This window comes from Pseudomonas sp. AP42, assembly GCF_001728935.1.
In the GTDB taxonomy this organism is placed as follows: domain Bacteria; phylum Pseudomonadota; class Gammaproteobacteria; order Pseudomonadales; family Pseudomonadaceae; genus Aquipseudomonas; species Aquipseudomonas lactis.
Genome location: NZ_LYSO01000187.1, coordinates 1 through 6,212, shown reverse-complemented (window position 1 = coordinate 6,212; position 6,212 = coordinate 1). Strand labels below are relative to the sequence as shown.

The window sequence follows — 6,212 nt, the reverse complement described above, 5'->3', positions numbered from 1 at the left end:
CGGGGCGCTTAAGATCAAGATCACAAGCAGATCAAGATCAAGAGCGGCTCGCTTCGCATCGTGGTTACCGTTGAGCGAAATGGGCCAACTGGCCCCATCGCAGGCAAGCCAGCTCCCACAGGGTTTTGTGGTGTGGTGCTGAGGGGGTTATTCGGCAGGCAACGCCAGGCGCTGGCCGGCCATCAGCAGTGACAGACGGCTCAGGCTCATCCATGGCGAGCCGGCTGCCTGGCCTTTGATCTGTGCATCGATGCGCTGCGCTTCCAGCAGCAGTTGCGCCCAGCGTTGCGCCGAGTGCCGTTGCAGGGCTTTGCTCATCAGGGATTTGCGTTTGTCCCACACCGGTGGCCGGGCCTGGCTGAAGCATTTGTCCAGCGGGGTGCCCTGGCTGTATTGCAGGGCAATGTTCGCCAACACGCGCAGCTCACGGGCCAGGGCCCACAGGATCACCGGTGGTTCCACCCCTTCGCCGCGCAGGCCTTCGAGCATGCGCAGGGCGTGGGCGGGCTCGCCGTTGAGGATGGCGTCCACCAGGCCGAACACATCAAAGCGCGCGCTATCGGCCACTGCGCCTTGCACGGTTTCGACGGTGATCTGCCCGTCTTCAGCCATCAACTTGAGCTTTTCGATCTCCTGGGCGGCGGCAAGCAGGTTGCCTTCGACCCGAGCGGCGATCAGCTCCACGGCGTCCTGTGTCGCCGCCAGGCCTGATTGCGACAGGCGCTGACGAATCCACTGCGGCAACTGGTTGCTGTCCACCGGCCAGATCTGGATGAACTGAGTCTGTGGACCTTCGACCAGGGCCTTGCCCCACTTGGTTTTCTGAGCGCTGCCGTCGAGCTTGGGCAGGCTGATCAGCAACACGGTGTCTTCGGCGGGGCGCGAGCAGTATTCCATCAAGGCCGCCGCGCCTTTATCGCCCGGCTTGCCCGAGGGCAGGCGCAGTTCCAGCAGGCGTTTCTCGGCAAACAGCGACATGCTCGCGCCAGCTTGCAGCAGCGTGCCCCAGTCGAAACTGGCGTCAGCGCTGAACACTTGGCGTTCATCGAAGCCTTGCTGGCGTGCGGCGGTGCGGATCGCGTCGGCCGCTTCCTGGCACAGCAGCGGGTCATCGCCGCTGACGATATACACAGGCGCAAGGCCACCTTGCAGGTGTTTGGCGAGTTGGGCGGGGGCAAGTTTCATAGGCGGGGCGAACGGGGCGCCAGGGGCGCCCCGTCTGGCTTACTCGACAGGGACTTCAACAGGCGACTGTTTCGGCGTGTTGTCTTCATATTCCTGCGCGGCTTTCAGGGCGTCGGCGTCAGCCTTGGCCTTGTTGTCGGCCACTTGCTGCAGCTCAGCCAGTTTTTCCGGGGTGAGCATTTGCAGGCGAGTCATCATGCGCTGGATCAGCTCACGACGCATTTCCTTGCGCACCTGGATGGTCTCGGAGTCCGAACCCACCAGGTTGTTGCCGTCGTGGCTCACCACTTTCTGCACCTGGATCTTGTCACCCATCAGCGGCAGCTGATCACGGCCTTGTATTTCGAACATCAGCGCCGTGTTCAATTCAACGTCGGACGCACGGCCGGCACTGGCGTAGCTGATATTGCGCTGGGTTTCGCGTTCATCCGTCAGGATCAGCTTGTAGGTGGCGCCGTTGTACACGTGCACACCGCTGTTTTCCAGGGTCTGGCGCAGCTGGGTGACGGTTTCGCCGTAGGCGTTGCGGGCGCTGACGTCGAGTTCCTTGAGCGACAGCTCATTGGTGCCGGTGCCGCGCAGCTGGAAGCCGCAAGCGCTCAACAGCACGGCAAGGCCCATAACCAGCAGATTGCGTTTGATCATTTTGTTGCTCCCCTTGAAACCAGGTGGGCCTTCTCGGGCCCTAAAGGTTTAGTTCGGCGTGGGGCCCAAGCCCCGCGCCCGATCCGATTTAGCTGGCGACGATATTGACCAGTTTGCCGGGCACCACGATCACCTTGCGGATGGTCAGGCCTTCGGTAAAGCGCAGCACGTTCTCATTGATGCGTGCAGCTGCTTCAACCTCTTCACGGCTGGCGCTGGCCGGCATGTCGATCTGGCCACGCAGTTTACCGTTAACCTGGATGACCAGTTGCAGCGTGTCCTGTACCAGGGCGCTGTCATCCTGCACCGGCCAGGCGGCATCGATGACGGCACCGCTGTGGCCCAGGCGGCTCCACAGTTCATGGCTGATGTGCGGCGTGATCGGCGCGAGCAACAGGGTAACTGTTTCCAGGCCTTCCTGGATCAGCGCACGGTCTTGTTCGCTTGCCTGCGGGGCTTTTTCCAGCACGTTCATCAGCGTCATCACCTGGGCGATGGCGGTGTTGAATTTGTGGTTCTGCCCGACGTCCTGGCTGGCCTGGCGAATAGCCAGGTGGATGCTGCGGCGCACGGCTTTCTGCTCGTCGTTCAAGGCGCCGAGGTCCAGCTTGCCCGGCAGGCCCTGGCTGACATGGGCGTGGGCCAGGCGCCAGACGCGCTTGAGGAAACGGTGCGAGCCTTCGACACCCGAGTCGGACCATTCGGCGCTCATATCGGGCGGTGAGGCAAACATCATGAACAGGCGGCAGGTGTCGGCGCCGAACTGGTCGATCATCGACTGTGGGTCGACGCCGTTGTTCTTGGACTTGGCCATCTTCTCGGTGCCACCGATTTCCACCGGCAAACCGTCGGCTTTCAACTTGGCGCTGATGACCTTGGCCTTGCTGTCACGCTCAAGCTCGACATCCGCCGGGTTGAACCAGGTGTAGGCGCCATTGGCTTCGCGACGATAGTAAGTGTCGGCGATCACCATGCCCTGGGTCAGCAGGTTCTTGAACGGCTCATCGGAGCTCACCAGGCCTTCGTCACGCATCAGCTTGTGGAAGAAGCGCGCGTACAGCAGGTGAAGGATGGCGTGTTCGATGCCACCGATGTACTGATCCACCGGCAACCAATGGTCGGCTGCGGATTTCTCCACCAGGCCACCTTCATAGTGCGGCGAGGCGTAGCGGGCGTAGTACCACGAGGACTCGACGAAGGTGTCCATGGTGTCGGTTTCACGCTTGGCCGGCGCGCCGCATTTAGGGCAGCTGCACTCATAGAACTCAGGCATGCGTGCCAACGGCGAGCCAGCGCCGTCCGGCACCACGTCTTCTGGCAACACGACCGGCAGTTGGTCTTGCGGCACCGGCACGTCACCACAGGTTTGGCAGTGGATGATCGGGATCGGGCAGCCCCAGTAGCGCTGGCGGCTGATGCCCCAGTCGCGCAGGCGGAACTGGGTGCGCGAGGCGCCGAGGTTTTTCTTGATCAGGGCCACTTCCATGGCGTCGAACGCGCCCTGGAAATCCAGGCCGTCGAATTCGCCGGAGTTGATCAGCGTGCCGTGCTCGCCGTAGGCGTCTTGCCACGGCGCGGGGTTGGTGTCACCCGAGCTGGTGCGCACAACCGACTTGATCGGCAGGTTGTACTTGGTGGCGAATTCGAAATCGCGCTCGTCGTGGGCCGGCACGGCCATGACGGCGCCATCGCCGTAGTGCATCAATACGTAGTTGGCGACCCATACCGGCAGCTTCTCGCCGGTCAGCGGGTGCTCGACGAACAGGCCGGTTGGCAGGCCCTTTTTCTCCTGGGTGGCGACGTCGGCTTCGGCCACGCTGCCACCTTTGCATTCAGCGATGAACGCCTGCAGCTCAGGGTTGTTCTGTGCGGCCTGGGTGGCCAGCGGGTGTTCGGCGGCCACGGCGACGTAGGTCGCGCCCATCAGGGTGTCGGGGCGGGTGGTGAACACCTTGAGTGCGCCCGCTTCGCCGATGGAGTCGACGTTGTACGGGAACTGCACTTCCATGCCCTTGGATTTGCCGATCCAGTTGCGCTGCATGGTCTTGACCTGTTCAGGCCAGCCCGGCAGATCGTCGAGGCTCGACAACAGTTCATCCGCGTAGGCGGTGATCTTGAAGTAGTACATCGGGATTTCGCGCTTTTCGATCAGCGCGCCGGAACGCCAGCCGCGACCGTCGATGACCTGTTCGTTGGCCAGTACGGTCTGGTCGATCGGATCCCAGTTCACGGTGCCGCTTTTTTTGTAGATCACGCCTTTTTCGAACAGGCGAGTGAACAGCCATTGTTCCCAGCGGTAGTAATCGGGCTTGCAGGTGGTGACCTCGCGGGACCAGTCCACCGCCAGGCCCAGGCTGCGCAGCTGGGTCTTCATGTAGGCGATGTTTTCGTAGGTCCACTTGGCGGGCGCCACGTTGTTTTTCATCGCGGCGTTTTCTGCCGGCATGCCGAAGGCGTCCCAACCCATGGGTTGCAACACGTTCTTGCCGAGCATGCGCTGGTAGCGCGAAATCACGTCGCCGATGGTGTAGTTGCGCACGTGCCCCATGTGTAGCTTGCCGCTGGGGTAAGGGAACATCGATAGGCAGTAGTAAGTCTCCTTGCCTGGCTGTTCACTGACTTCAAAGGACTTTTGCTCGTCCCAGAAGGTTTGGGCGGCATTTTCTATTTCACGGGGCTGATATTGTTCGTGCATGGCTACTTTTGAACTGGATAGGGGTGGCCTAATCCTCTTCGGTGCACTGTCCGGGTTGTTCGACACCAAGAAGCGGCGCGTCCATGCCCAAACCCTGCGGGAAGTGGAGTTACAGGAAGCGCCGTAGCATACATGACCCCACTCTATCGAGGGAAACCCTGATTGCGCGCCAAGGGCCGTCTGTCGCGGCACCGGGCAGGCGCAGCAACGGGGGCTACGCTGTTTAGTGGGGAGCAAGTATTTCTTCAATGAGGTGAGGGGATGGTTGAATCGCAGCGAACTTTAACGAAACCGCAGTTGTACGAAGGATTGATCGACCGTTTGGGTCGGGCATTGGATGCCGCAAGAACCGCAGGCCGATTGCGTGATGAACGGCCTCTGGAGCTGGAGTTGCGAGGCTTGAGCCAGGCGGAGCTTGAATTGATCAATAACTACCTGGCGTTGAATCACGACCGCGCCTCCCATGGGCAGGCTTCCCCGCCCGCTCATTCGGCCAAGGTCATCTGGCTCAAAGACCTGGCGACCGGCCGCAGGCCAGAGAACTTGCGGTCTGTGCGGTGCAAATGAGCCCCGCGTTATCCGTTAGCGTTATCAAAATGTTGTCGGTAAGGATTGTTGCAAAACCCCGTTGCATCTAGGCTTCGGGCATCTTTGGAGATGCCCGATGCCTTTTCGTTATTTCATTAAACAACTGTTGTTGCCGCCCGGTATTTTTCTGCTGTTGTTGGCGTGTGCCTGGTGGTTTCGCCGCAGCCGTCCGCGCCTGGCGGGCTTGTGTTTTGCCCTGGGGCTTGGCGGGATGTGGTTGATCAGCCTGCCCGTGATGGTGCAGTGGGGCGCCCGTGCCCTGGAGACAGAGCCGCCTTTGGCCCGGGAAGACTGGGCTACATTGGCCCAGCGTGCCGACGCGATTGTGGTGCTGGGCTCGGGGCGCGAGCGTGGGGACATTGCGTGGGGCAGCGATCAGCCCACCGGTATTGGCCTGGAACGTGAGCGTTTTGCCGCGCGGCTGGCCAAGGCATCCGGTTTGCCAGTGCTGACCAGCGGCGGCTTGCACTACGGCACGCCGCCCAGTGAGGCCGAGCTGATGGCGGTGTCGATGCAGGATGACTTCGGCGTTAGCGTGCGCTGGAAAGAAGAACGCAGCCGCACCACCTGGGAAAACGCCCAGATGAGCGCCGAGATTTTGTTGCCGCAAGGCATCAAGCGGGTGGTGGTGGTGACCCAGGCCTGGCATATGCCGCGTTCGGTGTGGAGCTTTGAGAAAGCCGGCTTCACCGTGGTGCCGGGGCCGGTGGGCTTTCTGGGTGTGGACCATGGTCGACCGCTGGGCGGTTGGATGCCGGACGTCAAGGCGGTGTGGCAAAGCGGGCAGTTGATCAATGAAGCGGTGGGGCAGGTGGGGTATCGGTTGTTCTACCGATAGGTGCAACACAGGCGATCAATGGTGGGAGCTGGCTTGCCTGCGATGGCGGTGGGTCAGTGAGCACTCAGGGCACTGATACACCGCTATCGCAGCATAGGTATTTACACAACTTCAATACGACACTGACCCTGTGGCGAGGGAGCTTGCTCCCGTGACGGCCTGGCAGCCAGCGCTGTTCTAACTGACGCGCCGCTGTCCAAATGTGGGAGCTGGCTTGCCTGCGAAGACGGCCTAACAGTCCAACACAGGTGGACCGGGTAC

Annotated in this window: 5 protein-coding genes; 2 read left to right on the top strand and 3 right to left on the bottom strand. The window is 61.6% G+C overall.

Going from position 1 to position 6,212, the window contains the following annotated elements; genetic code table 11:
* Positions 1-147 precede the first annotated feature (147 nt).
* The 3 genes from holA to leuS form a co-directional block, all read right to left on the bottom strand.
* A complete protein-coding gene (gene holA / locus A7K61_RS30105) occupies positions 148-1,185 on the bottom strand; it encodes a DNA polymerase III subunit delta (protein ID WP_069558987.1) in 1,038 nt (345 codons plus the stop codon).
* 39 nt (positions 1,186-1,224) lie between these two features.
* Complete coding sequence (lptE, locus tag A7K61_RS30100) at positions 1,225-1,830, bottom strand: LPS assembly lipoprotein LptE (protein WP_014720078.1); 606 nt, start codon at positions 1,828-1,830, stop codon at positions 1,225-1,227.
* A gap of 88 nt (positions 1,831-1,918) precedes the next feature.
* Positions 1,919-4,525, bottom strand: a complete 2,607-nt coding sequence (gene leuS / locus A7K61_RS30095; protein ID WP_069558986.1) for a leucine--tRNA ligase — start codon at positions 4,523-4,525, stop codon at positions 1,919-1,921.
* 261 nt (positions 4,526-4,786) lie between these two features.
* On the opposite strand from leuS, the gene A7K61_RS30090 reads away from it, so the two are divergent.
* Positions 4,787-5,092, top strand: coding sequence for a hypothetical protein (locus A7K61_RS30090; protein WP_044268949.1), 306 nt, complete (start codon positions 4,787-4,789; stop codon positions 5,090-5,092).
* 97 nt (positions 5,093-5,189) lie between these two features.
* A complete protein-coding gene (locus tag A7K61_RS30085) occupies positions 5,190-5,951 on the top strand; it encodes a YdcF family protein (RefSeq protein WP_047711857.1) in 762 nt (253 codons plus the stop codon).
* Positions 5,952-6,212: the final 261 nt, after the last annotated feature.